Source organism: Bacillus sp. 165 (genome assembly GCF_017742235.1).
GTDB lineage: Bacteria > Bacillota > Bacilli > Bacillales > Bacillaceae_G > JAGHKQ01.
Window position 1 is genome coordinate 292917 of record NZ_JAGHKQ010000001.1, and the last position, 24863, is coordinate 317779.

At 36.8% G+C, this 24863-nt stretch carries 27 protein-coding genes; 9 read left to right on the forward strand and 18 right to left on the reverse strand.

All coding sequences use genetic code 11. The features are described from left to right. Window positions 1–168 precede the first annotated feature (168 nt). The 3 genes from J7Q84_RS01605 to J7Q84_RS01615 form a co-directional block, all read right to left on the reverse strand. Entirely contained in the window at window positions 169–1254 is a 1086-nt protein-coding gene (locus J7Q84_RS01605) for an SDR family oxidoreductase (RefSeq protein WP_209092644.1), read from the reverse strand. Window positions 1255–1420: 166 nt separating this feature from the next. Further along, entirely contained in the window at window positions 1421–1885 is a 465-nt protein-coding gene (locus J7Q84_RS01610; protein ID WP_209092645.1) for a RidA family protein, read from the reverse strand. 276 nt (window positions 1886–2161) lie between these two features. Further along, window positions 2162–2572, reverse strand: a complete 411-nt coding sequence (locus J7Q84_RS01615) for a (deoxy)nucleoside triphosphate pyrophosphohydrolase (protein ID WP_209092646.1) — start codon at window positions 2570–2572, stop codon at window positions 2162–2164. A gap of 145 nt (window positions 2573–2717) precedes the next feature. Here J7Q84_RS01615 and J7Q84_RS01620 point away from each other — a divergent pair, with 145 nt between their 5' ends. After that, on the forward strand, window positions 2718–3341 hold the full coding sequence (locus J7Q84_RS01620; protein WP_209092647.1) for a DUF3298 and DUF4163 domain-containing protein: 624 nt from the start codon (window positions 2718–2720) through the stop codon (window positions 3339–3341). 74 nt (window positions 3342–3415) lie between these two features. Here the strand turns inward: J7Q84_RS01620 and J7Q84_RS01625 are convergent, their stop codons facing one another. The 3 genes from J7Q84_RS01625 to J7Q84_RS01635 form a co-directional block, all read right to left on the reverse strand. Further along, window positions 3416–3871: an OsmC family protein gene (locus J7Q84_RS01625; RefSeq protein ID WP_247739022.1), complete on the reverse strand. Its 456-nt coding sequence runs from the start codon at window positions 3869–3871 to the stop codon at window positions 3416–3418. A 215-nt stretch (window positions 3872–4086) separates the two neighbouring features. Next, entirely contained in the window at window positions 4087–5118 is a 1032-nt protein-coding gene (locus tag J7Q84_RS01630) for an LLM class flavin-dependent oxidoreductase (RefSeq protein WP_209092648.1), read from the reverse strand. 352 nt (window positions 5119–5470) lie between these two features. After that, window positions 5471–5827: a hypothetical protein gene (locus J7Q84_RS01635; protein WP_209092649.1), complete on the reverse strand. Its 357-nt coding sequence runs from the start codon at window positions 5825–5827 to the stop codon at window positions 5471–5473. A 454-nt stretch (window positions 5828–6281) separates the two neighbouring features. Between J7Q84_RS01635 and J7Q84_RS01640 the strand changes: the two genes are divergently transcribed. Further along, window positions 6282–8324 (forward strand): molybdopterin-dependent oxidoreductase, encoded by a 2043-nt coding sequence (locus J7Q84_RS01640; protein ID WP_209092650.1) that lies wholly within the window; start codon window positions 6282–6284, stop codon window positions 8322–8324. A gap of 51 nt (window positions 8325–8375) precedes the next feature. Here the strand turns inward: J7Q84_RS01640 and J7Q84_RS01645 are convergent, their stop codons facing one another. The 3 genes from J7Q84_RS01645 to J7Q84_RS01655 all read right to left on the reverse strand — a co-directional run bounded on the left by J7Q84_RS01645 (window position 8376) and on the right by J7Q84_RS01655 (window position 9623). Continuing rightward, window positions 8376–9098 carry a ThuA domain-containing protein gene (locus J7Q84_RS01645; protein WP_209092651.1) on the reverse strand — a complete coding sequence of 241 codons (723 nt, stop codon included), beginning with the start codon at window positions 9096–9098 and terminating at the stop codon, window positions 8376–8378. Window positions 9099–9186: 88 nt separating this feature from the next. Further along, the gene (locus J7Q84_RS01650) at window positions 9187–9378 is read right to left on the reverse strand and encodes a hypothetical protein (protein WP_209092652.1); all 192 of its coding nucleotides are present in this window, start codon (window positions 9376–9378) and stop codon (window positions 9187–9189) included. A gap of 17 nt (window positions 9379–9395) precedes the next feature. Further along, window positions 9396–9623 carry a hypothetical protein gene (locus tag J7Q84_RS01655; RefSeq protein WP_209092653.1) on the reverse strand — a complete coding sequence of 76 codons (228 nt, stop codon included), beginning with the start codon at window positions 9621–9623 and terminating at the stop codon, window positions 9396–9398. 110 nt (window positions 9624–9733) lie between these two features. Between J7Q84_RS01655 and J7Q84_RS01660 the strand changes: the two genes are divergently transcribed. The 4 genes from J7Q84_RS01660 (at window position 9734) to J7Q84_RS01675 (ending at window position 13022) form a co-directional block, all read left to right on the forward strand. After that, complete coding sequence (locus tag J7Q84_RS01660) at window positions 9734–9904, forward strand: 2-isopropylmalate synthase (protein ID WP_209092654.1); 171 nt, start codon at window positions 9734–9736, stop codon at window positions 9902–9904. A 142-nt stretch (window positions 9905–10046) separates the two neighbouring features. Continuing rightward, complete coding sequence (locus tag J7Q84_RS01665; RefSeq protein ID WP_209092655.1) at window positions 10047–11591, forward strand: MDR family MFS transporter; 1545 nt, start codon at window positions 10047–10049, stop codon at window positions 11589–11591. A gap of 178 nt (window positions 11592–11769) precedes the next feature. Beyond that, a complete protein-coding gene (locus tag J7Q84_RS01670) occupies window positions 11770–11967 on the forward strand; it encodes a hypothetical protein (protein WP_209092656.1) in 198 nt (65 codons plus the stop codon). A gap of 158 nt (window positions 11968–12125) precedes the next feature. Then, window positions 12126–13022: an aminoglycoside phosphotransferase family protein gene (locus tag J7Q84_RS01675; RefSeq protein ID WP_209092657.1), complete on the forward strand. Its 897-nt coding sequence runs from the start codon at window positions 12126–12128 to the stop codon at window positions 13020–13022. A gap of 83 nt (window positions 13023–13105) precedes the next feature. Here the strand turns inward: J7Q84_RS01675 and J7Q84_RS01680 are convergent, their stop codons facing one another. From J7Q84_RS01680 to J7Q84_RS01700, 5 genes are all read right to left on the reverse strand, one after another. After that, on the reverse strand, window positions 13106–14029 hold the full coding sequence (locus J7Q84_RS01680) for an MBL fold metallo-hydrolase (RefSeq protein ID WP_209092658.1): 924 nt from the start codon (window positions 14027–14029) through the stop codon (window positions 13106–13108). Between the two features lie 291 nt (window positions 14030–14320). Beyond that, window positions 14321–15505 carry an amidohydrolase gene (locus tag J7Q84_RS01685; RefSeq protein ID WP_209092659.1) on the reverse strand — a complete coding sequence of 395 codons (1185 nt, stop codon included), beginning with the start codon at window positions 15503–15505 and terminating at the stop codon, window positions 14321–14323. Window positions 15506–16123: 618 nt separating this feature from the next. Continuing rightward, the gene (locus J7Q84_RS01690) at window positions 16124–16762 is read right to left on the reverse strand and encodes an SMI1/KNR4 family protein (RefSeq protein WP_209092660.1); all 639 of its coding nucleotides are present in this window, start codon (window positions 16760–16762) and stop codon (window positions 16124–16126) included. Between the two features lie 52 nt (window positions 16763–16814). After that, window positions 16815–17837, reverse strand: coding sequence for an IS1595 family transposase (locus tag J7Q84_RS01695; protein ID WP_209092661.1), 1023 nt, complete (start codon window positions 17835–17837; stop codon window positions 16815–16817). 406 nt (window positions 17838–18243) lie between these two features. Continuing rightward, on the reverse strand, window positions 18244–18819 hold the full coding sequence (locus J7Q84_RS01700; protein ID WP_209092662.1) for a TetR/AcrR family transcriptional regulator: 576 nt from the start codon (window positions 18817–18819) through the stop codon (window positions 18244–18246). Between the two features lie 268 nt (window positions 18820–19087). On the opposite strand from J7Q84_RS01700, the gene J7Q84_RS01705 reads away from it, so the two are divergent. Further along, on the forward strand, window positions 19088–19981 hold the full coding sequence (locus tag J7Q84_RS01705; RefSeq protein WP_209092663.1) for a 3-hydroxyacyl-CoA dehydrogenase: 894 nt from the start codon (window positions 19088–19090) through the stop codon (window positions 19979–19981). A 229-nt stretch (window positions 19982–20210) separates the two neighbouring features. Further along, on the forward strand, window positions 20211–20561 hold the full coding sequence (locus tag J7Q84_RS01710; RefSeq protein ID WP_209092664.1) for a GrpB family protein: 351 nt from the start codon (window positions 20211–20213) through the stop codon (window positions 20559–20561). Window positions 20562–20609: 48 nt separating this feature from the next. Here the strand turns inward: J7Q84_RS01710 and J7Q84_RS01715 are convergent, their stop codons facing one another. Beyond that, window positions 20610–20762 (reverse strand): hypothetical protein, encoded by a 153-nt coding sequence (locus tag J7Q84_RS01715; protein ID WP_209092665.1) that lies wholly within the window; start codon window positions 20760–20762, stop codon window positions 20610–20612. Between the two features lie 123 nt (window positions 20763–20885). Beyond that, entirely contained in the window at window positions 20886–21314 is a 429-nt protein-coding gene (locus tag J7Q84_RS01720) for an SseB family protein (protein ID WP_209092666.1), read from the reverse strand. Window positions 21315–21588: 274 nt separating this feature from the next. Here J7Q84_RS01720 and J7Q84_RS01725 point away from each other — a divergent pair, with 274 nt between their 5' ends. After that, a complete protein-coding gene (locus J7Q84_RS01725) occupies window positions 21589–21771 on the forward strand; it encodes a DUF3913 family protein (RefSeq protein ID WP_209092667.1) in 183 nt (60 codons plus the stop codon). A 146-nt stretch (window positions 21772–21917) separates the two neighbouring features. Here J7Q84_RS01725 and J7Q84_RS01730 read toward each other — a convergent pair whose 3' ends face one another. Then, window positions 21918–22913: a CPBP family intramembrane glutamic endopeptidase gene (locus J7Q84_RS01730; RefSeq protein WP_247739023.1), complete on the reverse strand. Its 996-nt coding sequence runs from the start codon at window positions 22911–22913 to the stop codon at window positions 21918–21920. 273 nt (window positions 22914–23186) lie between these two features. Continuing rightward, window positions 23187–24821 (reverse strand): M20/M25/M40 family metallo-hydrolase, encoded by a 1635-nt coding sequence (locus tag J7Q84_RS01735; RefSeq protein ID WP_247739024.1) that lies wholly within the window; start codon window positions 24819–24821, stop codon window positions 23187–23189. Window positions 24822–24863: the final 42 nt, after the last annotated feature.

Sequence of the window (24863 nt, forward strand, 5' to 3'; positions counted from 1 at the left end):
CCTCATAAAATCAAAACTAACACAAAAAAGCAAAACACCTTGGGTATCAAGAAGCTTTGCTTTTTACTAATAGCTATTGAAGATAATCATGGCAGTACCGCCACAATTCATAAGCACCATACTCTCTTTAATATTAAAAATATTTTAACCTTCCTCTAGCGTAAAATATTAATTCACAGTGACAGCCAGCTTTTTCTTATGCAATCGTCTATCACGAAACCCTTTCACAATCCTTAACAGCATTTCTTTATCCATAGTAAGAGTAGTCTCATTTGCATTTTTTAATAATTCTTTTGTATTTTCAGCATCAAACACAATGGAGCGATTTAAGTATTCACTAAATACTTCTAACGGCTGATTCAGTACCTTCTCATACTCTGATAAAGATTCTTTTTCAGCATAGGGTACTATTTCAACCATTTCTGCATTTAGTCCTGCTTTAATAGCCTGAAATACCTTTTCATTTGTAGGCGGTACTGAATTCGTAATGTTATAAATAGTGTTCTTTCTTCCATTCATCAAACCAAGTACAAGAACCTTTGTTACATAGTTTACAGGTACAAAATTAGAAACCGTATCTTTTTCCGCTAACAGACGGTAGGTTTCTGTTCCTTTAGCCTTTCCTTTTTGCACTCGTTTCTTTAATAACTCAACCGTTCGCAATATACCGTACAAACCAAAACTAGTATCCGCTTCTCCAGTTTGTGAATCTCCAATAATAATAGCCGGGCGCATAATCGTTACATCAAAGACATCTTTGTAAGACATTACGAGATGCTCTGCATGACATTTACTTTCTTCATAAGAATTTATAAAAGTAGAATCTAACGGATATAAAGATTCCTCTCCTCTTGTACGGGCACCTAATGTATACGCTGTACTAACATGAATGAACTTTTTGACATTCAAGACCTCTGCCAAATCAAGAACATATTGCGTCCCTTGTACATTCATTTCAAATATTTCTTCTCTTTTTAACTCATCAAAAGATAGAAATGCCGCAGTGTGATAGACAGTATCAATTTTTCCTATTAACGTTTGCAATACGGCAGCTTGTATCCCTAGATATTCCTTTGATAAATCTCCTTCAATCACATGTATCTGCTTTCTATTATCAGCATCAAATTTTTCAAGTAGCGCTTCTAGTCTCTTTCGATTCCGCACTAGTACATAAATGTGGTGATTTTCCTCAACCAGCTTTTTCACCAAGCTAGAGCCAAGAAAACCGGTTGCTCCTGTTATAAAGATATTCATAAAATCGATCAAATCCTCTCGCTGTCATTTACACAAGAACAAGGAAGAATCCCCTACTCTATTAATAGTATATACATATTAAAGAGAGATTTAAATAAAAAAAGGAATCGTCATGCATTGACGCTTCCTTTCCTTCCATAACTATACGTAAATATAAAACTTCCATCTATTCTCTAGATCGAACAGCTACGATTAAATCAATCTCCACTGGTGCATTAGTCGGCAGCTCAGCTACACCAACTGCAGTACGTGCATGACGGCCGTTTTCTCCAAAAATCCGTTCAAGCAACTCGGACGCTGCATCGATTACTTGCGGCTGGGATGAAAAGCCTGGATTCGATTGGACAAATCCCCCAACCTTCACAACTCGTTCTACATAATCAAGGCTGCCGATTTCCGCTCGTAAACAGCTTAATCCCTTTAGGACACAAATCTCTGCACATTTCCGTGCCTCTTCCACAGAAACCTCTGCCCCCACTTTCCCTGTATACAATAATTCATTATTGATTCTTGGAACTTGACCGCTTATGTATGCAGTTCCGTTATGAATTACGACTGGGATGTACTGATATAAAGGCGGTGTTGGTTCTGGCAATACAATTCCTAACTCTTGCAGTCGCTGTTCTATCATCCATAATATCCCCTTATCTTACATTTTTCCAACAAGGAAAGACTCCCCTTCAAGAAAATGTTTTAATGTATTTAAAAAATTCTCTTTTTCTCTCCTATTTCCTTTTTTAACGGTTATTTTCTTATGTTATCAGCGGAATACTTCTTCACCTGCTGATGACAGTTCAATTTCCACGAGCAATTCTCCTCATCTTAGACTACTCAGCTTTCTACTAGTTAGGACTAGGAATCAAACCTATGCTAAAGAGTATATGAAGATCATACAAAAATTGCTATCTTATTCTGTTTCTATAAGGGTATCAGCTAGCAGTATATCTACTGTCGAAATATCTGCTGGTGCCCACTCTAACGAGTGCAAATCTTGAAGAGGAACCCACTTTAATTCAGCATGCTCTCTTGCTTTAGGCTTTCCTTCTGTAATTTTCGTTTTATAAGTCAGCAAGTTGACAATAACGTTTTCATACTCGTATATCGTATCTTCAATAAGCTCATACACATTTACTGTACAATCAAGCTCTTCTTTAATTTCCCGAACAAGGCTTTCTTGCGGTAATTCACCCTCTTCTATTTTTCCGCCGGGAAACTCCCACAAATTTGGATGGGACATCGTAGATGAACGTAATGCGCATAAAATCTCACCTCGTTCGTTGAAAGCTACAGCTCCTACAACTTTTACTCTCTTTTTCATATGTAACTCTCCTTATCTTAGTTCACTATAGAAATTGTAACACTAACAGCTCCTCAAGGAAAAAGAACACATTCATTGTTTTTCACCTGAACATACGCCCATCGCTTGAATATGATATAGCAAATGTAGAAAGGAGCTGCTCCATATGGACCCTTATCACTTTCCAATCCCCATCGAAACATTTTTACTAACTGCACCTAAAATCTCTCTCGCTTATCCTCAAATTATATGGGCTTTAAACCCTTTCATTCAAAATACGATTAACAGAGCTATCATCCAACAAGCAAATGAGTTGCTGCATACCATCCAAAAGCAAGGCTATTACAAACTTAGCAGCACGGAAGTATTATTAAACTATGAAATCAAAAACAATCAAAGGGGTATTCTCAGCCTCACCTTAAGCAGCTTTGCCAATACGTTTTCATTGGCTCATCCTGTGGACGGCCTTACATCTATCACAACAGATACTTACTCAGGTAACATATATCAGCTGCAAGATTTATTCCAACCAAACAGCCCGTATGTCGAGCATATTTCAACTGAAATTAAGCTGCAAATAAAGCAGCGGAATCTGCCTTTATTCAAACAGTTTGAAAGCATTCGTCCCAATCAGGATTTTTACATCGCAGACAAAGCACTGATTATCTTTTTTCAACGTTATGAAATCGGTCCTCGTCCTCTCGGCTATCCAATATTTCCTATTTCTATTTATAGTTTAGAAGATATCATCAAAAAAGACGGACCACTCGGGATAATGCTCCCAAACTAAAGCCCCTCTGACAAGCTTTGACAGCAGAGGGGCTTTTTCTATACTCAAAACCTGTATAAAAATGAATGCACATTTTATAACACTTTCTCACCTCTAATACCATTAATCGAATAACTCACAGCAATCGTGGCACTCAACGAATGGGACACAGAACAATATGTGTCTTTTGAAAGCTGAATAGCTCGGATTACTTTCTCCTCAGGCAATTCACCCTCCAATGCGTAATGAATGTGAATGTCTGTAAATCGTTTCGGATGCTCCTCTGCACGCGTTCCCTCTACTTCCATATGAAATGAAACAGGATTTAACCGCATTTTATGTAAAATGGAAATGATATCAATTCCTGTACATCCCGCAACCGCATATAAAAGTAATTCAGTAGGTCTTGCACCGTTATTTTCTCCTCCTACTTCTTCAGACGCGTCCATTTTAATTTCATGACCAGATGGAGCAGTACCTGAAAAAGCCATTTTCCCAATCCATTGTATAGTCGTTTTCACTTCACTCAATCCCTTCCATTTCCTTTTCATAACACTTGGTATGCTCTGTTTCCTCCATTTTTATGTAGGCATTTATCCCTCTAATGAAAACACTCGCTTGAATTGAGGTGAATCAAGCGAGTGTTTCTTCATGAGACAGTATCTTTATAACACTTTTCTACCATCTCTATTAATTGTTATCTTCTATTGAGCCTACTCTAATACAGTATTTTGACCAGCTCAGTTTCATTCCTCTTTTCTGTTATCTACTTCATCGCAACCTCAGCTAAAATTTCATACGAACGCAAACGTGCTTCATGATCATAAATCTGAGAACTTACTATAATCTCATCGGCTTCGGTAACATCTAGAAAATCCTGCAGTTTCTTCTTAACACTCTCTGGTCCACCAATAATAGCAGCACTCAATTGTTGTTGAATCGCACTCTTTTCATACTCACTCCAAATCTCGTCCATGTTTTCTACCGGTGGATTCAGCTTGCCCGGGCGGCCTCGAACTAGACTAAGGAATTGCTGGTACATCGACGTTGCCAGCCAATTTGCTGTTTCATCTGTATCCGCTGCAATTACATTCACACCAACCATCGCATACGGCTCAGTCAGCACCTCTGATGGTCGAAAATGGTTACGATACAATTGTAAAGCCGGCAGTGTATTGTCTGGAGAAAAATGGCTGGCAAATGCAAACGGAAGACCAAGTTGACCGGCCAATTGAGCACTATATCCACTGGATCCTAAAAGCCAGATTGGAATGTCAAGCCCCTCTCCTGGGACCGCTCTCACTCCCGTCGTTCCTGAAGATGGGCTTAAATAATCCCTTAGCTCTGCTAATTGCTCTGGGAACTCCTCTCCGTTGCTTCTTAGCGTACGGCGCAATGCACGAGCTGTAAGCTGATCTGTTCCCGGTGCACGGCCAAGACCCAGATCAATACGGCCTGGATACAAGGACTCCAGCGTACCAAACTGCTCTGCAATTACAAGCGGAGCATGATTTGGAAGCATAATACCCCCAGAACCGACACGGATGCTTGAAGTACCACCGGCTACATATCCAATAATGACCGATGTAGCAGAGCTTGCAACCCCTGTCATATTGTGATGTTCAGCCAGCCAATAACGATTGAACCCCCATTTTTCTACGTGCTGGGCAAGATCTAAAGTATTTCGGAACGAATCAGCAGGCGTGCCGCCGACTGTAACGGGAGCAAGATCAAGAACGGATAATGGAATATCGCTAAGCTGTTTTGTACTGCTATTTATAGAATGTTCGTTGGACATGTTTTCTTCCTCCTCTATATAAATACAATCCGACCTATAGTCAAGTTTTTATAGTATAAAAAAGGAAATATACTCTCTATAGCTCCTTTTTAATTCGTTTATTATAGCAATAGTTTTTAATTAACTGAAATTTAATGCATATACTACTCTACATTTTTACAGTTTAGATCTATCCCTTAATACTACATTAATATTTTTATACAATTGTTATCTTTTCATATGTAAAAAGATAACAATTAAGGATGCTGCTATTACATCAGCATCCTTAATTTTCTTCGTTCCTTTTTTTCTAAATAATATACATTGACAGCAGCTGCTCCCAAACTTTTTTCATCTACTAGTTAACCTGCTGCTACTCTTGTCCTGTATTAATTCCAGATTTTCTTGTAAATAGTGCAAGTACGCGCTTCCATGCTTTCTGAACCTCTCCCTGCCCCTCCTTTATCTGAGCGGCTTCTGTTTCCAAACGAATTAGCCTTTGCTCAATCCGAACCAATTCCGCTTCTACCCGAGTCACCTCTGCTTCTAAACGTGCGTGTATCGTTTCTATACGAGTTTGCCCTGCTTCTAGACGTCTTTGCCCAATTTCTATGATATCTAGCTTTTCTGCTATTGTTTGTAGCATTGGATCTATGTTTCGTTCCCCCCTTCTCTTGGACTGTACTTCTTTCTCATATTGGGATGTTCTTTTTTTCGATATTTGGTCCATATCGTACCCACTCTCTTCATTTATTATTTCGAGTACAACACTTAGAAAGTTCATTATTTTTTCGACGTTTTTTGCTAATTTATGTTCTTTATACTATTCATAAATACCAATAAAAGGATAGGTGTATTTCCTTTTTCTTTATTAATTTCATAAAATAGGCTCTTCACCATTAAGTGTCATGGACACATTCATGTTTACATGAGTTACACGGTGGGCCATTTCAGGAATGTGGTTATTTGTTTCCTAAAAACAATACGCCGATGAACACATAACCAGCTACAAATTGTAATCATGAATCACAAAATATATTATTATCTTTTATTCCTTTTTATTTTAGAAAAGGGAAGGCGATGGAACTGAAAATTTTTTGTATAATGTAAATTAAGATATTTTGTGGCATGTAATAGCGACATAACTCTTTGGCACTTGGGGCTAAAAAGAAAGGAGACCCTGTATGGCATCTTACACTATCCAGCAGGATGGAATCTTCCCTTCCGTCTGTTCTCTTGATTGTCCGGATCAATGCGGACTGCTCATTCATAAAAAAGACGGAAAAATCTTTAAAATAGAGGGTGATCCTGATCACCCTGTCACACAAGGTCATATTTGCAACAAAGTTCGCCATATGGCCAAGCGGATTTATGATAATAAACGGTTAAAATATCCGCTAAAACGAGTGGGAATGAAAGGGGAAGGGAATTTTGTTCGCATTAGCTGGGAAGAAGCTATAGAGACTATTACTTCTCATTGGAACCAGCTTATTCAAACCGAAGGGCCGGAAAGCATCCTTCCCTACAGCTTTTATGGTAATATGGGGATTTTAAGCGCAGAAGGTATGGATCGCCGCTTTTTTCATAAGCTTGGTGCCAGCAGATTGAATAGGACAATTTGCAATGCTGCCGGCGCGCAAGGATACCGATATACGATGGGTGGCAGCTTCGGTACCGATCCTGAAGATACCATTCATACAAAACTATTTATCTTTTGGGGTATAAATGCGGTAAGTACAAATATGCATCAAATTGCTTTAGCCCAAAAGGCTCGTAAAAATGGTGCGAAAATTATTGTGATTGATGTACATAAAAATCAAACGGGACGGTTTGCTGATTGGTTTATTCCTATTTTACCAGGTACAGATGCAGCATTAGCGCTCGGCATGATGCATATTTTATTTGAAGAAAATATGGTAGATAGAAAGTTTATGAGTCAATATACCGTCGGATATAAGGAGCTTGAGGAGCATGTAAAGCAATACGATCCTTATACTGTTGCAGCGATTACAGGAGTGTCTGTAGAAGACCTGTACAAGTTGGCGAGAATGTATGGAACAACATCTCCTTCGTTTATTCGTATTGGAAATGGACTGCAGCATCATGATAACGGGGGAATGTGCATACGCACCATCTCTTGTTTGCCGGCGCTTACTGGTCAATGGCTTGTGAAAGGCGGGGGAGCCACAAAAGGCAATTCCGGATTTCTAGCTCATAATATCGAAGCTGTGCAGCAACCTGATTTATTACAAAATAAAAATACACGTATCATTAATATGAATACCATTGGTCACGACCTTCTGACATTGGACCCTCCAATTCGTTCTATGTTCGTATATAACTGCAACCCAGCTGTTGTAGCACCTGAAACAAACAAGGTCAGAGAAGGCCTTGCTCGTAAAGATTTATTCACCATTGTACACGATTTATTTTTAACGGAAACAGCTCGGTATGCCGATATTGTCTTACCCGCCACATCTTCATTTGAAAACACTGATGTGTATACTTCTTATTGGCATCGTTATGTTCAAATTCAAACTCCAGTCATTGAAGCGTATGGAGAAAGCAAATCAAATACAGAAGTATTTCGCTTGCTGGCAAAAGCCATGAATTTTGAAGAAGGGGCTTTCCATGACAGTGACGAAAACGTGATAAAGCAAGGGTTTGATGAGTCTCATAATCCCTATATGAAGAATATTACTTACGAAAAGCTCACTGAAAAACAATATGTGAAGGCAGAGCGTGACACATTATCTTTTAAGAAATTGCCGACACCGAGCGGCAAAATCGAATTATATTCGAGTATTATGGAGCGTGACGGCTATCCTCCGTTACCAACTTATATACCTCTTCCTGAAGAAGACTTTTCATTTCTTTTCGTACCTGGACCGAATCATAACTTTTTAAACTCTACTTTTTCTAACAATGAAAAGCATATTAACATGGAAAAAGTGCCTCGGTTACATATGAACAGCAAAGATGCTTCTAAGGCAGGAATTATAAATGGAGAAATCGTACGTATTTGGAATAATCGAGGAGAATGTGAACTGCCTGTATGTGTGGGAGATGGCGTCCTGCCGGGCGTATTGGTAAGTCAAGGCTTATGGGCAGACTTACCCCGAACAAAGTACGCTGTAAACGCTCTTACTCCAGACCGTATTGCTGACATGGGCGGGGGAGCTGTGTTCTTTTCCGGAAGGGTAAATATCGAAAAAATTCACAACTGATTTTTATGTCTTTATATAAAGGTTAAAACAATAAACCAAGGATATTTGTTATTATCCCTGGTTTATTTTCTCTAATCCTTCCGCATATCCGTAGTTTGAGTATATTCGATTTATAGGCTGTGCCCACTTCACCGCATTTACAATAACACGCTGAATACTTTTATTATGATAGGTTGGATAGGTTTCATGGCCAGGACGGAAGTAAAAAACCTTTCCGTTCCCTCGTTTATATGTACAACCACTACGAAACACTTCACCTCCGGCAAACCAACTTACAAACACAAGCTCATCCGGCGTAGCAATATCAAAATACTCTCCATACATCTCTTCTTTTTCAAGTTCAATGTATTCCCCAATTCCTTCTGCAATCGGATGACTCGGATCTACAATCCAAAGACGTTCCTTTTCGTCAGCTACCCGCCATTTTAAATTACAGCTCGTTCCCATTAACATTTTAAAGATTTTAGAGAAGTGTCCGGAATGTAATACAATGAGTCCCATACCTTGAAGCACTCTACTTTTCACTTTTTGAACAATATCATCCTGTACATCACCATGAGCTAAATGCCCCCACCAAATTAATACATCTGTATTTTGCAACACTTCCTCTGTTAACCCGTGTTCCGGTTCTTCCAAGGTGGCTGTCTGTACTGAGAAGCCAGCTTTCTTTAAAAATTCTGCTATGGTGCCATGAATACCGTTTGGATATATTTCTGTTACAGTTTCATCTTTCTGTTCATGAATATGTTCATTCCATACTGTTACGCGAACCATGATTGTGACCTACTTTCTTCGTTTTCCCCAAAATTACATTCCACTTCTAACAAAAGGTCGATTATGAAAAATAGCCCGTATTTACAGGCTATAAATTAGAGGAGTCGTCATAATCATATCGAAGACCATCTGCTTGAACATTCCTGGCTTGACTGTTTTTGTTTGTCAGCTTTTCTAGCAAATCTTGATACTGATAAATTTCTTGATAATCAGAACTATTAGCTAATGCTGACTTTAGAGCTTGTTCAACCACCGCCAAATCATTAGTATTCATTTGCATAAGTCATACACCTCCTTCTATTTTTCTTCTCCCTGCATCATCGATCTAAATTGCCGCATCTCAGAGTCGGGCTGATATGTCACGTGATACGGATTGTGCTTTTGATTCACCTTTGTTGGATCTAAGTCTGTACGTACTCCCATTTCAACTCCTGCTCCCGGCATACTATCATTAATAGGTCCTTCATATTTACCATCCGGATTTGGATTGCCATATCTTATATCTTCTCTTTGACGTTTTTTCATATTGCATCCCTCCTTGCTTCTAGCTTTTGTTATTGTTCAGCATTCTATGTCCCTTTGAAAGGAAACTATATCTTTTGGGAAAGCTAATAAAAACAAAAAGGAGCCTGCATATGGATTACGATTCACATAATGACTATAACGAAGAGTATTCAGGTGAAATATCACCAGGTTATCGACAGGATGCCAGACATGACGAAGGTCACCGCTTTTCCCCTTTTCTGCTTGGATTAGCTATTGCTGTGACTGTACTATTGCTAATAATTGTATTTGTGTATATGTAAAAGAAGAAGAACTCCCTTCTTCTTTTTATTATGCAAATATTGTCGCCTAATTTCTATAAACAAAATCATTGCTATTTAGTCAAATTTGACTATAATGATTTGTATAATAAATCATTACAAAATAAAGGGAGGAGTAAACAATATGGTTGCAAAGGAAAGTAATCTGCGTCTTGTTGTTGCAGGTCTTTTATTAGGTATTTTAATGGCGGCTATGGATAATACTATCGTCGCAACTGCTATTGGAACCATTGTCTCAGACTTAGGAGGCCTAGACAAATTTGTTTGGGTTACATCCGCCTACATGGTTGCTGTTATGGCTGGTATGCCAATTTTTGGAAAGCTCTCTGATATGTACGGGCGAAAACGGTTTTATATATTCGGATTAGCTGTGTTTTTAATAGGTTCCGCTCTTTGCGGTACAGCCGACAGCATCGTGCAGTTAAGTATTTATCGTGCCATTCAAGGTATTGGAGGGGGAGCGTTGCTTCCAATTGCATTTACCATTGTATTCGATGTGTTCCCTCCAGAACAGCGAGGAAAAATGACAGGACTTTTAGGTGCTGTTTTCGGCTCTGCCAGTGTGCTAGGTCCTTTATTAGGTGCTTATATTACTGATTATATTAGCTGGCATTGGGTATTCTATGTAAACATTCCGATTGGGTTATTATCTCTTTTCTTCATTTTACGTGCTTATAAAGAATCTACTCAGCATATAGAACAAAAAATCGACTGGTGGGGTGCTATAACTCTCGTTACGGCTGTTGTCAGTTTGATGTTTGCGCTTGAATTAGGCGGCAAGGAATACGCATGGGATTCAGCCCCTATTATTAGTCTATTTGTAACGTTCGGTGTCTTTTTTATAGGATTTTTATATGCCGAAACAAAAGCAAGTGATCCTATTATTTCATTTTGGATGTTTAAACGCCGTACATTTGCTGCGGCGCAATTATTAGCATTGTTGTACGGCGGTACTTTTATCATTTTGACTGTATTCATTCCTATTTTCGTTCAGGCCGTGTATGGTGGTTCGGCAACAAATGCAGGATTCGTGTTAACACCATTTATGCTTGGATCTGTTGTAGGAAGTGCTATTTCAGGGATTTTCCAAACAAAAACGAGCTATCGAAATTTAATGCTTCTTTCTGTTACATCGTTTGTAATCGGGATGTATCTCTTAAGCACATTGACACCCGATACTGCTCGTTGGCTGTTAACTGTATTTATGGTCATTACAGGATTTGGAGTAGGGTTTTCCTTCTCATTATTGCCGACAGCTTCCGTTCACAACCTGGATCCCCGCTACCGCGGATCGGCTAACTCAACGAATTCCTTTTTCCGTTCATTAGGTATGACACTCGGCGTGACGATTTTCGGTACAATTCAAACGAATGCATTTACAGAAAACCTAAAAGAAGCATTTCAAGGTATGCAAGGCGCTGAAGGAAACCCGCTTGCAAATATCAGCGATCCTCGCGCTATATTCGAAGCGAGTGAACGCTCTAAAATTCCAGCGTTTGTATTGGATAAAATTGTAGATGCGATGTCATCGTCTATTACATTAACATTTACATTGGCTCTTATCCCAATCGCTCTTGCGATTGTCGTAGTGTTATTCATGGGAAAAGCACGTCTGGAAATCAACAAAGAACGTAAAAAAGATAACACGCAGCCTGCTATCAACCATTAATCCAAGGATGCTGCCTTTTTCGTAAACAGTGTTATAATACGAAACATGATAAAAAATGAGTGTAAGTCTAATGACATTTACACTCATTTTTTACTATTTAATTACAATGAAATACATAGACAAAGAATAAAACATAGTCTCTTTTGTTTACACTAGTGAAGGAAAGGAGTATATCATTATGAAAAACACTGATGAATTGCATACAAATGCACCGAAGCAAGAAACAATGGGACCAGCGTCCGATTTAGACTCTAAACACCCGTATGATAGCGAGAAACTGTATCCCGGCGATTCTGTAGATCAACATAAAAAACTAGAACATGCAAATATGTTCTTGAACGAAGCAGCTCTGAAACAGCAAAATGAAAATTTATAAACTGACACCTTACCCTCTGGTAATGTGCTGTTAAGACCCTCTATATCAAAATACTCACTGCTCGTTAATGCGCAAAAAATCCCCTCCGGGGATTTTTTGTTTTCTTCGAAGGAGTTAGTTTGTATTCTATAATTTAGAATGAATAGAAAGGACTATATATGGATCCAACTAAATATCTGCAAATCATTGAACAGCATATCCCAATACATACATATCGTTTCGATGAGAGCGGCTGGGATAACTTCGCAGTAATCATAAACAATGAATGGTTGTTCCGTTTTCCGAGAAAAGAAGAGTATGCGCAAAAAATACCACGAGAACAGCAGCTGTACCATTGGCTTAGACCTCGATTGCAAACAAGCAAGGTTTCTATTCCCGAATATCATATTTTATATGAAGACAGCGGAGTTCCTCTTTGCAGCTATTATAAAATAATTCATGGAGAACGTCTGACTTCGGCTCTTCTTCATTCTTTACCTTTATACAAGCAAGAAAAACTAGCAAAACAGCTTGCACTCTATCTGGCTGCACTCCATTCTTGCAATATTCTTGAAGCTCGGCAATGGGGCTTTCAGTATGAACAAACGGTACGTTATTGGAAAACGATGTATCAAAAGCTTACTACTCATGCGTTTTCACATTTAACAAGAGTAGAACAAGATAAAGTAACTGCTATTTTTGAAATGTTTCTATTACAAATGGGACAAAGTACATTGCCAAAAGCGATGCTTCATGCAGATTTAACACATACCCATATTTTATTTAACAACGACTCTTCTTCTCTTACAGGCATTATTGATATGGGGGATGGACAAATTGGAGACCCTGCCTTTGATTTCGCAGGACTGTACTGGGATTATGGGGATTCCTTTACTCGCACTGTATTTTCGTATTATAAGGAAAATGCTTTTACAGATGATACGTTTTACAACCGCGTGGCATCCTTTTACTCTTTCAGCCCTATCTTGCATGATATTTTGTTTGGAGCAGAAGAAAAAAAGAAAGCTATTTTCGAGAAGAATATAATTCGTTTGAAGCAATTGCTTCACATGTAAATATAAGCGTAAGAATGATTATTTTATCTCAAAATTAACGAAAAAGAACTCAAAAAAGAGTTCTTTTTCATCCTAAATACATCTCATGCTTTACTTCTTTCTCGTTCAAATACAAATTCAAGGTTGTCATAATATAAGCTTGGTCCATCCCAATTCTTGTATTGATTTGGAACGACTATATCTTCCCCATTCCAAGTAGCTGCCGTTTGTTGAATATGAATGATATATTGTGCTGTTGTTTCCAAAGCACCTTTGGCAGCAATGTCCCCATGTCCTGGTACAATATGCTGAATGTCCCACTCATCTATCACCTGCAAAGCTCGAATCCACTCATCCGGATTACTAGTTTTTAATGAGGGATGATACTGATGAAAAACTATATCTCCAGCGAATAACACTTGATCGTCAGGCAGATATAAAACAACATCACTTTCAGAGTGACAAGATTCCATATGAACTAACACAGCTTGTCTGTTTGAACCATATAAGTATAACTCCTCTTCTAGCGTCATTGTGGGAAGTGTCACTTCTATATGATTAATATGGCGGGCCAGATGCTCAGCGTCACTGGCATTTTGCAGCAGTTCCTTTCTTTTATTATAGTCACTTACTGTACTGGCTTCTGTTTTTAAAAGGACCGGGTAATTAGGATTGCGTTGTACAATTCCTATAAAAGGAGGGACATACTGTTCGATACATTCTCTCGTTTTACTTGTGCTGATAATAGCGGCGTCTGTAAATTCTTGATTGCCTAAGATATGGTCAAAATGCCAATGACTATTAACTACATACGAAACCGGTTTTCCTGTTAAAGCTGCTGCTGCTTCTTTTAAATCATTCGCAGCCAATGGTGATTGAAATGTATCAAAAATCAGTGTTTTATCTCCAAGGTCAATGATACCAGCATTTCCTAATGCACCAGAACCATCCGTGACGATTGCTGCATATATTCCTTCTTTTACTTTATACAATGTAAAATACTGTGAACGACAAAGGATTTCATACACCTCTATTTCTCCCCTTTATAAGAAGTCTATTACACTTCGTGATATTCTACTATTTTTATAAAAAAATAAAAATTTGGACAAACATACAAGCTTCTATAATTCCAAAGCATATACTTATAGTGGACATGGTTCTATCTCTAACCCTCTCCAGTCCGGAGCTTGAAGCAGCTGTAATTCCTGTGCAGCTGCTCTTTTTATTTGTATGTAAGAAAAAAAGACATAGTACAATGCCAACAAAAAAAAGCAAGAAATCCTCTCCATTTCTCGCTTTCTTACTCTTCATACCATTCTCTAGCCTTCTTGTTCCAACAATTGAACAGCGGCATGTAAAAACATTTTTACTCCTATGACAAGAGACTCTTCATCAAGAGTAAATCGCGGATGGTGATGCGGGTACATACTTTCTTCTGCCTCACTGCCGGAACCCACTTTAAAGAAGCAGCCAGATGCTTTTTGTAAAAATGCTGAAAAGTCCTCTCCACCCATAGAAGGGTTGATTCTTTGTACTTGATTTTCCCCAAATAACGTCTTAGCACTTTCTTCAATGATACTTGTAACATGGTCATTATTAATAACTGGACGATACCCATATCGATATTGGAAGGAATAAGAAGCTCCGTGTGCGGCTGTAATTCCGTTGACGATTTGCTCAATCTTTTTCTCAGCTTCTTCTCTAAGCTCTTGATTATAACATCGTACAGTACCATTAATATACGCAGTATCCGGAATAACATTATCTGTCGTACCAGCATGAAATTGTGTAACTGTCACTACACGTTGTTCAAACGCATCCGTATTGCGGGATACTATATGCTGCAAATTAGAAATAATCTGAGCACCTATGGCAATTGGATCTATCGTTTCTTTGGGATGCGCGGCATGTCCACCCTTCCCCAAAATGGTAATTTCAAATACATCCGGAGCAGCCATCATAGGTCCATATACAATACCGATTTTCCCCGTTTCTAACCCAGACATAAGATGAAGGCCAATTACATAATCAACACCGTTCATCACCCCTGCTTGCACCATCTCTTCACCGCCGCCTGGAAATTGTTCTTCTGCATGTTGAAACAAAAATCGGATTTCTCCACAAATATCATCCTTATGTTTTGCTAAAATTTCTGCTGTTCCAAGCAAGATAGCCGTATGCCCGTCATGCCCGCATGCATGCATGACTCCTGGTACAGTTGAAGCAAATTCAAATTCATTTTCTTCTAAAATTGGCAAAGCATCCATATCCGCCCGTATGGCGAGGGTTTTTCCTTTGTTATTACTAGTCAGCTTTGCCAGGACACTATACTTTGTCGGCCTTGTTACCTCAAGATTTTTAAAAGAGCATAATGTATCATATACAAATTGTGAGGTTTGTTCCTCCTGAAACGAAAGCTCAGGATATTTATGTAAATGTCTCCTCCATTTCACGAGCTTATCCTTAGATATATCTTGCAGCCAATCTGCTTTTAATTGCCTCATCTTAGTTCCTCCTTCAAACCCGCTTTTATTATGAAACTATTCCTGCATATTCGATTTTAGAAACAAAATCCTCACATTGTTTTCCTTACTTCTTTCTCTACGCATATATTTTCTTCATTATAATAGGTGTTCTCCTTTTTCATGAGGTAGATATTTGTGCTCCTTCTTTTTTAAAGGCTCTTTTCGTAAAGTTTGTGGCTTTTATAAAATATTGGTGAAGGAAATTAATTGCAAGTTGTAGAATAATTATCATTAATCGTTATTCAACTAAATGGCAGTTTAGTTTAAGTGAAAAGATTCACAAATTGCATCTTGTTTTATAATGAAAAACCTAAATTTATGTACGTTTTTCCAAATTTCAATCAAATCCTTAAAGAAGGCAAGTAGTGTACTTTAGGTAATTAATGCGCAACAAACATGCTTGATGATTGAGTTAAAGTGTATGTGATTTATTGGTATTTCATTTAAAGTTGTTTGAGGTTAATCGGAGTGAACCGTACCATAAGTAAATGAGTTTTCTTTTAGGCTCTGTTAAACTAAAATGTTGATTTTTGTTCATGAAAAAAGACTGTTTAAATTTTACAGTCTTTTTTCGACCTCATAAAACTAAGACCTGCCTTAGTTTTTAGTTTTTAGTTCTATTTTAATATCCTTTAACTCTTCGACTAATTTCAGTGCTTTTTCGTATGGAAATTCGTCTACTAATATAAAAGGGAGATTTCTTGAACCCTTTAATAATTCATTTGCCGTAATATTTAGTCCAAAAACATCTTTAATTTTCAATAAATCCTTTAATCCACCATTTGGAGTATCAATTAAAACTATTTTACAGCCATCAGCCCAGCTGCGTACCTCTTGTATTTCATCTGTATTAATTTTGAAACCGTTGTTCACCCAAAGAGTTAAATTTGATGTTACTAAAACAGAATGTTCAGGAGTCATATCTCCAGCATCAACTATTAAAACCTCTTTTTCATCGTCTCCTTGGAACATAAGAAAAACTTGCCCACCACCGTCGTCACCAATAGCAATATATCCTTTTGCATATATTTGAGTTTGCCATATTTCATTTCTCTCTATAATATCTTCGGTTCCATAAATTCTTACCCCTTCTTCAGAAGACAAACCATTTGAAGTTTTAAGTAAATCTTTATAGGAATTAGGTAGTTTTGCTATCATTTCATTTTCGACTTTCAGGATTTCATTTTCGCTCGCTGAAGGCATAAGTATTAAACCTTTTATATTTGGTAAATCCATTTTAAAGCACCCTTTCCCTACCAGTTGGTCAAATAAGGATTATGTATATTAATTAGATGATTAACTTTGACTGGCGAATTTGTTGGTTTGTGGAATAGTGTTCGCATAAGCTGGTACTGACAAATACCTCTTTTATATTCGATGTTGTTGCGTCAAAACCCTTCATATCAAGGAATTGAAACCATGCCAAATAATTATCAAGATATTTTGTCGCTACACCTTTAAATCGGTCAATCCAATGACTCAATCTTGCATGGTAACCGTTCACGTTTTGAATATGATAAATCCCCTTGATAACATGACCAGTTTTGGATGTATTAATACGATAATGTTCCATTCCTTTATCTTTCGCATATGTCATGTATGCTCGCCAAGCATCCGTACATAAAATCTTATCTGAGTCTAATAAATGACCAATCGTATCCTCAACTTTTGATTTTACAATTCGCCCCATACAAGTCACTTTAGAAACAGTTTGTTTGTTTCGGTCACGAGCAACTAATACACAAACTTGTTCACGACTGATACCTCGGAAGTTCGACACACCACCACGTTTACGACCTTTTCGACCAGATATACGTTTATTACCCTTTTCAGAGTATAAGAAATAGGTCTCGTCCATTTCGACGATACCTTCAAAACCATCAACTTCAATTTCTTTCAGAGCATTTAATATTTTGTGTCGCCAATAGAAGAGTGTGACCCATTTAATCCCTAAAATTTGTTCGCATTTTCGTAGAGAAAGCCCTTCGAACATTAGTTTGATAAACTCTGCCCAATATTTGGGATATCGTGTACCATGCATTGGAGTGTTTGTTAAGTCGTTAAATGTTTTACGACAAGCCTTACAACGATAACGCTGACGACCTTTGTACTTACCAAATCGCACAACGAATTCACAAGTGCAATGAGGACAGACGAAACCCTCGGCGAAACGAGTTTCTCTCATTTCATTCACCAGTGAACCCGTATGAACAAGTGGAAATAGCTTGTTTTTCAAAGTCCAAAACAATTGTTCTTGTTGACGAGAGTCAATATTATTGATGTGATTTAGTAGATTACGAAAGGCTTTCATTCGGTCAAACACACTCCTGATTGGTTTCTATAAATATAGTATAACCAAAAAATTCGTGAGTTATCTAAAATCAACAATCTTTTTTAACAGAGCCTTCTTTTAAGAAATACAAAGATGCCAGTTCGAAATTGGTGTACTATCAGTATAGACTGCTATTAAAAAAGCAACCTAATTCCTTAATAGGGAATTAGGTTGTTTTTTTTAACGTTTATAGTTGTAGTGATGAAAAAATGTATTTACGGCTTCTAGATCAGTATCAAGATTCTAAATTAAGATAATCTTTTTCACATAAAAAATTGCCTCATAGTAGATAGATTTAATTACTTTTTTCTGTCCACTATGATGGGAGGAAAAATCACTATTTGTTACTATTTTTTATTTGAAAATTGTTTTGATCATTATTCATTCAGTCCAATTTTACTCTAATACCCTCTGTTAGGACACTAGCCATATATTGAGCTAATAATGTTGGTTCACTTTCCATGCCGTTATTAACCCAATCAATGATTATTGCTAAATGTGCTCCTGCAATGAAATTTTCCAAATACGCTTTATCAGTGATGATTTCAATATTATTCTTTTGAAGTGGTTCAAAGCTTGCTCTTACTGATATTTTTATGGATTCTAACATTTTCCATTGAAAACTCAAGATGCCATTATTTCTTAATAAAACCTTATAAACATCTTCAAAACTTTTTACGTGTTCTAGTGATGCCAGAATAGGATAATAAACAATGTCTGCAAAAGAATGGAAGGAATCATCTGGTATATGGATATTTTGTATTAATCCTTCAAGTGCTTCACTTATAATACATTCTACTAAATCTTTTTTATCCTTATAGTGATAGTAAAATGTTTTTCGATTAATATCCGCACGGTCAACAATATCTTGTACGGTTACATGCTCAATTCCTTTCATATTGGAAACTTCCAATAATGCACGTTTTATTTCATTTTTTGTTTTTTTTATACGACGATCCATAATGATATACCCCGATTGTTCATTTTAAATTCTATGATAAAACTAATTTATTTATTTATTTTATCCCATTGTCAGGTTAAATAAAGCAATTATCAACTGAAATTCACAACAAATAAGTTATTTTTGTCCCAAATTACACAAATATAAAAAATCTGATGGTTTTTTTTCGAACTAGTCGATTTAAAATTAAATACGCTTACAAAGTTAAGAGGGTAAGAATTTTTACCTACCAATAAAATAATAATTACTAAATAAGGGGATTATACAAATGGATTTTAAAAATATTACAGTCGCAGGTGGCGGAGTGTTAGGAAGTCAAATCGCTTTCCAAGTAGCATTTGCAGGATTTAACGTATCCGTTTATGATATTAGTGACGCAGCATTAAAAATGACTGAAAACCGTTTTAAAAGTTATATGGAAATATACAAAGAAGAAGTTGGAGCAACACAAGAACAAGTGGATGCTGCGTTTAACCGCTTGAGTTATCACACAAGTTTAGCGGAAGCAGTGAAAAATGCTGATTTAGTGGTAGAAGCGGTACCTGAAGCAGTTGAAATCAAAGAAAAATTCTACACGGAATTAGCAAAAGTTGCACCTGCACACACGATTTTTGCAACAAACTCATCAACGTTGCCACCGAGCATGTTTGCACATTTCACAGGTAGACCAGAGAAATTCACAACATTGCATTTCTGTACAGAAGTCTGGAAGCATAACATTGCTGAAGTAATGAAACACCCTGGAACAAACCATGACGTTTGGTTACAAGTGTTAGACTTTGCTAAAGCAATGGGAATGGTACCGATCGCAATCGAAAAAGAACAACCTGGTTATGTATTAAATACATTGTTAGTGCCACTTTTATTGCAAGGGCTACGACTATATGAGAATGAAGTTGCTACATTCGAATCGATCGATAAAACATGGATGATTTCAACTAGAGCACCTTTTGGACCGTTTGCTTTTATGGATATGATTGGACTAAACACAATTTTCACAGTTACTTCAATGCTTGGACAACAAGGTGACGAACAATTAGCAAGAGTAGCAGAAAAAATAAAAACAGAATTCTTAGACACAGGAAAACTTGGTAAACAAGCAGGAGAAGGGTTCTATACTTATCCGAAACCTTCTTTCCAAGAATCTAGTTTTTTAAAGTAATTTATTTAGAAGAGTCTAAAAGAATACTTGAAGATTTATTTTAAAGCGTTATACTATTTGAAGTAGAAAGAGCAATTGATTAATTTCAATTGCTTTTTCTCTTTTTATTTATCAACAACTTCGTAACATTGTTGTATTAATGAGTACAACTTTATAATTTAAAGCCTTCTTGTTGAACTAACGATAAGCTTTAGTCTAATAGTATTATTATAAATTTGGGGTTGAGTTATTGAGAAAAACAAATATTGTTCCTTGGACAGTAGAATGGGGAAATTCATACCAAAATAAAGCCGAGCTACTAAGCGATATACTTAATGGTGAATTAATTGATATTTACCATATTGGGAGTACATCTGTTAAATCGATTGGCTTCGCAAAACCAATTATAGATATTTTAATAGTAGTAAATAATATTGAATTAATTGATATTTATAACGATAAGTTAGAGTCGTTTGGGTATGAACCACGCGGTGAGAATGGAATAGCTCGCAGAAGATATTTTCCAAAAGGTAAAGAAAATAGAACTCATTATGCGAAAACAGCCTTTTTAAAACATTCACACGAACGAATAATTCAATAAGAATTTTAATTTTATACTCAAAAAAACAAGGAACATTACCGTTCCTTGTTACTTTTTCTTGTTTTTGTTGTTGTTGTTGTTTTTATTATTATTTTTTTGCGTGTTATTGCCTTTATTATTTGTGCCCTGTTTATTTTTAGAATTAGTATTAGTATTTTTGTTAGAAGCTGACTTGTTTTTAGAGTTTTTATTATTTGCCATGTTCCTCATTTCCTTTCTCGGTCAAGCTACTAACAATATATTACTAATATGTAAATTGGTTCATATGTATGAAAATTTTTTTATAGAAAATTTTATATAAAAATAAGAGGAGATTGCCTCCTCTTATTTTTCTTCTTTATTTACAGGAAAGTAGTCAAAAATCTTTCCAGATACAATATCCTTAACTTCTTCAGAAGTAAACGTTTTGTCTACATTCGTCCCTGGATTCAATACAACAGTCGCTTCTGGGTCTACTACCTTAAATAGCTCAGATACAATAATTGGTAAAATTGGCATATCATCTTTTACCATATTTTCTTGCACATGTTCTAATTGTGAAAACATTGGTAAAATCCAGCGACCGTTTCCTTGGAAATAACGTACATTTAATTTTGTTTCGTTCGTATCTTTATTATTAATAATTTCACCGAATACGAATACACGTGACTGCAAAAGAGCCTCATAAAATTCTCTTCGTTTTTCAGGTTGGCCTTTCGCTGATAACAAGAGGCTTTCAACTTTATTTAATACTGGGATGTCTGAATGTTTCATGCTCTTCAGTCCTCACTTTATAATAGTTATGTTTAAATTATACAAAATATTCTTACATTTTTCTACTTGTTTTGACAGGAAATTTATTGAAAGTATATATTTTTCAAAAGGCTCCTCTTGTCAGCTTCATCCTTATTCTCATATTACATTCACAAAACATAATCTAATTTTATGTTTATACAAAAAATCAGAATAAAAACATTTAGAATATATCTATTTCAGAATAAATATGTTATATTATGAATAAAAATGTATTATCGAGAGGAGTTCGGACATGAAAGTATGGTTTTATGAAAAAGATAACAAGAACGAGGATCTATTGGGAATTTGGGACAATGTTCCTACGATTCCTCGTATAGGAGAGAAGGTCGAAATTATTAATGAAATTCGTACTGTTACAGATGTAAAATACGTAAAACATGGCGGAAACTTTAAAGTAGAAGTTGTAATTCAATAATATCATATCTTAGCTGATGTATAGAAGAAACCTCGTCAGCTTTTTTCAGTTCAGCACTCCTATCTCAGAAGGATAAATGATGAGCAGATAAAGTAAAATTCCCAGAACTAAAAGCTCTTACAGCAAGCGTAAGAGCTTTTAGTTCTTTATGATATTTTTGACTGCATTTCCTCTTTTCTAGATTTTGTAACAATCAATTTATCGCCTTCCATTTTTAGCGTGACGTAATCCTCCTCTTCCAGATGTAATTGATTGACAATTTCATCTGGAAGCTCAATAGCCATATACTTTTCAGCTATTAATACTTGGCTTTGTATCTGCTCTTTTTCTGGCTCTTCTTCATACACACTATCTAACTGCGGCAACCCCTTCACTTCTATTACTTTCCAATTTTTATAAACAAACGGCACAATCCATAATAAACCGATGATGGTCAAGACGACACCTATCCACAAATCAGTCAGTGATCGTATGTCAGCAAGATTCACTGGTTCAGGCATTCCGCCCTTTGAACTTGATACAATGTCAAAAATGCTCAAGCTAAAATTATTTAAAGCATGCACAATCATAGGCATTAACAAACTTCTTGTTTTAATATACAGCAAACACATCACAATTCCGAATACAGCAGCCCCAATAATATTTGCATGGCCAAGTCCAAATAAAATAGATGATACGATCATCGCACGCTTGATACTCCATTTACGGCTCATCCGATGTAAAAAAAATCCTCTGAAAATGGTTTCTTCCATAATAGGCGCATACACAGAAACCGATATAATTGTAAATAATGTCATCCATATAGTACTGTGATCAATAACATTAAGCTCATTCAATGTATCAAGCACAAGATCAGGTATAATAAACGATACCGCATAAAACTCCACTGTAGAAATACCGAAAGAAAAGATCATTCCCATCACAGTAGCTATAATAACAAGCTTCCAATCAAACTTGCTAGGTTTCGTATAATAGCTTTGAAACTTCACATTGTTTTTACGTGATTTATAATAAAGCCAAAGCAACGGAAATGCAAAAAATACAAGAGACTCTGAAATTACAGTGAAAACATCTGACTCTAATTGCTTATCAGAAATAAATACCCATGGTATAACATAAACAACAATATATCCTAACAACATCCACCCGAAAAAGCTGCGAAACCGGATTTTTGAAAATGCGGTTGAAATGATTAACACCTCCATGATGACAATAGCTCTATTTTACTAGATTTTTGCAAAGTATGCTTTATTTTTTCTCTTCAATCATTCTATGTATATATCACTTTAGAAAATTCCATTTTATCTTACTATGTTTATTATATAACACTCACATATTCCTCTTTTTGCATAGCAAAGGAACTGTTGTCATCATATATCTATTCTGAAAAAAGCTTGCTGCTGCGCAACAAGCTTTCAACCCTGTAATAGATTTTGAATGGTCACCTTCAATATATCCTGCAAGGGCCCAGTTGCATATGCAACATCTAACCGTTCTGTCCATTTATGAGCATCCTTTCCCATAGGGCCGACATTCAAAACTGGCAAGTCTAGCTGCTGCAGCTCTTCAAAGGGAAGTGCATATCCTTTTTCCCATAGTGGGGTGTTTGAGATAAATAACTCTAGAGAAGATAGAGGCTGCTGTAATCCTGTATAGCTTAAATCGGATAAGCCTCCAAAATACATTTGTTTTTTTAGAGCCGTCCCGTGTATTTCCCAAGCATAATTAATTATATCCTCAGTCACCCTGCTTATCATTGGATGTTTGCGTGAACTTACTGAGGGATAATAAGGTGGCGCAAAAAATAACACAATCATTGGTGCCAACTCACTGCATAGAGCCGCGTAACCATCTACGAGACGAATCGTAATATCACGCTCATCTTCCTGTTCTATTTTCGGTTTAATCGCTTCCATCTCAATTTTCTTGAGAGCTTCATCTCCATATGTTTGAATAGCATACTCCTTCAGTTCTTCAAAGGTCATAACCTTTACTTTGAACTTGTTCGGAACAGATTGCTGCAGATTTGCAAAACGAACTGCCTCTTTATTATAAGCATCTTCCACTTTTACAGCAGCTTTCTTTGCCGCTTCTCTCAATTCTTCCACAATCGTTTGGATCGACTTTTCCATTATCAGCATATTGTATAATGCTACAGAACAATGAGGAGTCTGTACCGAATATTCTTGTTTTAAATCCTTTTGCTGTAGACATGTTGGGGGCGGTGACACTTCACCCTCTATTACTTCACAAAAATTTGTATTAAGTTCCAACTCACAAGTAAGAAAAGACGTCATGATGTTAGCATTTAAACCTGCGAGCGGTTCTCCTACATGTGATTCCTTTCCATAGCAATAAAAACCCGGGAGTACCTTGCCAATAGATCCTGTATAAATATATTTTGTTTCGTCTCCAGGATAGCGTGCAAACATCGGCTCGGAATTTAAGCAGGCTGTATACTTTAAATTATGTTGCTTTGCCAATTTTAATAGCACTGGTACTGCGGTAATCATTCCAATGGAGTTTACCTCTTCATCACAAACTGCCAGCAGCAAAATATTCCCCTCAAACGCCCCGGTTGTCGCCTGTTCAATCATGGCCATTTGTGATGCTAAGCCGCATTTCATATCCATTGTGCCTCTTCCAAACAGCCATTCCCCATGAGCAAGGTCATGCTGTACTTCGATTGGAAGGAGGTGTTTATTATGATAGAACATTTCTGTCAACTCTTTCGGACGAAACGCTAAATGTTTCCATTTTCCATAATCCTCTACATTCACAACATCAAAGTGGCTGACTAGCACTACTGTTTTTGCATGCTCTTTTCTCTTGACCAACCCTGTGACAATATAACGACCATCTTTTGTTGGATGAAGCTGTATATGATCTGGATTCTCTTGAAAATAAGAAAGCTGACTCAATTCACCAGCAATAAATTGAGCTAGCTTGATTTCTGCACTTGAACCCGTTACACTTTCAATCCCCACTAGCTGCTCTAAAAGCCGTAATAGCCCCTCTTTCGTTTGCCATTTCATTTCTATTGTTTGCATACCATCCCTCTTTTCTGTACTATGGGATATCCTTTTGAAATA

What these genes read in the sequence shown, in the direction of transcription:
- J7Q84_RS01625 (WP_247739022.1), bottom strand. Translation starts at nt 3,871, where the DNA reads ATGAAAAGGAAATGGAAGGGATTGAGTGAAGTGAAAACGACTATACAA.
- J7Q84_RS01685 (WP_209092659.1), bottom strand. Translation starts at nt 15,505, where the DNA reads ATGAGGCAATTAAAAGCAGATTGGCTGCAAGATATATCTAAGGATAAG.
- J7Q84_RS01715 (WP_209092665.1), bottom strand. Translation starts at nt 20,762, where the DNA reads ATGGCAAATAATAAAAACTCTAAAAACAAGTCAGCTTCTAACAAAAAT.
- J7Q84_RS01655 (WP_209092653.1), bottom strand. Translation starts at nt 9,623, where the DNA reads ATGAAAAAACGTCAAAGAGAAGATATAAGATATGGCAATCCAAATCCG.
- J7Q84_RS01705 (WP_209092663.1), top strand. Translation starts at nt 19,088, where the DNA reads ATGGATTTTAAAAATATTACAGTCGCAGGTGGCGGAGTGTTAGGAAGT.
- J7Q84_RS01605 (WP_209092644.1), bottom strand. Translation starts at nt 1,254, where the DNA reads ATGAATATCTTTATAACAGGAGCAACCGGTTTTCTTGGCTCTAGCTTG.
- J7Q84_RS01735 (WP_247739024.1), bottom strand. Translation starts at nt 24,821, where the DNA reads ATGCAAACAATAGAAATGAAATGGCAAACGAAAGAGGGGCTATTACGG.
- J7Q84_RS01670 (WP_209092656.1), top strand. Translation starts at nt 11,770, where the DNA reads ATGAAAAACACTGATGAATTGCATACAAATGCACCGAAGCAAGAAACA.
- J7Q84_RS01665 (WP_209092655.1), top strand. Translation starts at nt 10,047, where the DNA reads ATGGTTGCAAAGGAAAGTAATCTGCGTCTTGTTGTTGCAGGTCTTTTA.
- J7Q84_RS01615 (WP_209092646.1), bottom strand. Translation starts at nt 2,572, where the DNA reads ATGAAAAAGAGAGTAAAAGTTGTAGGAGCTGTAGCTTTCAACGAACGA.
- J7Q84_RS01620 (WP_209092647.1), top strand. Translation starts at nt 2,718, where the DNA reads ATGGACCCTTATCACTTTCCAATCCCCATCGAAACATTTTTACTAACT.
- J7Q84_RS01635 (WP_209092649.1), bottom strand. Translation starts at nt 5,827, where the DNA reads ATGGACCAAATATCGAAAAAAAGAACATCCCAATATGAGAAAGAAGTA.
- J7Q84_RS01690 (WP_209092660.1), bottom strand. Translation starts at nt 16,762, where the DNA reads ATGGATTTACCAAATATAAAAGGTTTAATACTTATGCCTTCAGCGAGC.
- J7Q84_RS01640 (WP_209092650.1), top strand. Translation starts at nt 6,282, where the DNA reads ATGGCATCTTACACTATCCAGCAGGATGGAATCTTCCCTTCCGTCTGT.
- J7Q84_RS01725 (WP_209092667.1), top strand. Translation starts at nt 21,589, where the DNA reads ATGAAAGTATGGTTTTATGAAAAAGATAACAAGAACGAGGATCTATTG.
- J7Q84_RS01650 (WP_209092652.1), bottom strand. Translation starts at nt 9,378, where the DNA reads ATGCAAATGAATACTAATGATTTGGCGGTGGTTGAACAAGCTCTAAAG.
- J7Q84_RS01720 (WP_209092666.1), bottom strand. Translation starts at nt 21,314, where the DNA reads ATGAAACATTCAGACATCCCAGTATTAAATAAAGTTGAAAGCCTCTTG.
- J7Q84_RS01700 (WP_209092662.1), bottom strand. Translation starts at nt 18,819, where the DNA reads ATGGATCGTCGTATAAAAAAAACAAAAAATGAAATAAAACGTGCATTA.
- J7Q84_RS01610 (WP_209092645.1), bottom strand. Translation starts at nt 1,885, where the DNA reads ATGATAGAACAGCGACTGCAAGAGTTAGGAATTGTATTGCCAGAACCA.
- J7Q84_RS01675 (WP_209092657.1), top strand. Translation starts at nt 12,126, where the DNA reads ATGGATCCAACTAAATATCTGCAAATCATTGAACAGCATATCCCAATA.
- J7Q84_RS01630 (WP_209092648.1), bottom strand. Translation starts at nt 5,118, where the DNA reads ATGTCCAACGAACATTCTATAAATAGCAGTACAAAACAGCTTAGCGAT.
- J7Q84_RS01645 (WP_209092651.1), bottom strand. Translation starts at nt 9,098, where the DNA reads ATGGTTCGCGTAACAGTATGGAATGAACATATTCATGAACAGAAAGAT.
- J7Q84_RS01730 (WP_247739023.1), bottom strand. Translation starts at nt 22,913, where the DNA reads ATGTTGTTAGGATATATTGTTGTTTATGTTATACCATGGGTATTTATT.
- J7Q84_RS01660 (WP_209092654.1), top strand. Translation starts at nt 9,734, where the DNA reads ATGGATTACGATTCACATAATGACTATAACGAAGAGTATTCAGGTGAA.
- J7Q84_RS01695 (WP_209092661.1), bottom strand. Translation starts at nt 17,837, where the DNA reads ATGAAAGCCTTTCGTAATCTACTAAATCACATCAATAATATTGACTCT.